This window comes from Vibrio sp. 10N.222.46.A1, from assembly GCF_041473595.1.
GTDB classification, from domain to species: Bacteria; Pseudomonadota; Gammaproteobacteria; order Enterobacterales; family Vibrionaceae; genus Vibrio; species Vibrio tasmaniensis_A.
Window position 1 is genome coordinate 1 of the sequence record NZ_JBFRSN010000910.1, and the last position, 815, is coordinate 815.

The 815-nt window shown below is 36.7% G+C and carries 1 protein-coding gene; it reads left to right on the forward strand.

Features of this window, described 5'->3' with window-relative positions; translation table 11 throughout:
• Positions 1 to 652, forward strand: a 652-nt coding sequence (locus AB4496_RS21805; RefSeq protein WP_372131951.1) for an HNH endonuclease, incomplete at its 5' end; no start/stop codon positions are given.
• Between the last annotated feature and the right edge of the window lie 163 nt (positions 653 to 815).

Here is an 815-nt window from a genome sequence, read left to right on the forward strand (position 1 = left end):
GTTATGGAGGAGATTAATGAAGATTGATAACCCAGTAACATACACGAAAGGTGAGTTAGAGTTAGTTGATAATTTTATTAAGCGTGATAAAAAAAACGGAACTGACTGGGGGGATGATGAATTTAAAGACATTAAATTGTCCATAAAAAATCATTACAAGGTTGAACAGAACTATGTGTGCCCATACTGTGCAATTACATATCCTGTTGGTCATGGGATGGCATGGGATATTGAGCATATAGTTCCAAAAGATAAAAAGGTTCAATTTATGTTTGAACCTGAAAATCTCTGTGTTGCATGTAAAGATTGTAATGGAGCTAAGAGTTCAAAGGAAGTTCTTGTTAACCCCGATCGCCGCCGTTTTCCTAATTCTTCTCAAGACTATAAAATTATTCACCCTCATTTTGATTTCTACCACGAGCATATAAATGCAATTTCTCCTGGAGATTTTTATAGACCATTGAGTGAAAAGGGTGAGTTTACCATTGTAACTTGCCGCTTGTTACGGTTTTACGGTGTTGTGAAAAGAGAGCAACCTGAACAAGATATCAATGATCTTGCAAAAGCTTTGATTGATGCCGATGGAGTCGCACGAAAAATTCTCGAAGATGAGCTAGTTAAGCGAATTGTAAATAAAAGAAACATGGACTAATTGGGCTTTCGTTGTGTCCATTGAGTATGATGTTGGATTGGCGACTACAATAAAATTCATCGTTGAAAGTAATTGTATATTAGCTCAATGGTTGATGTCTTTCAGAAATAGCTGTCAGCAATTCAGTAACAATTGGGGGTAAAGGCTCAGTAGAACACTACCG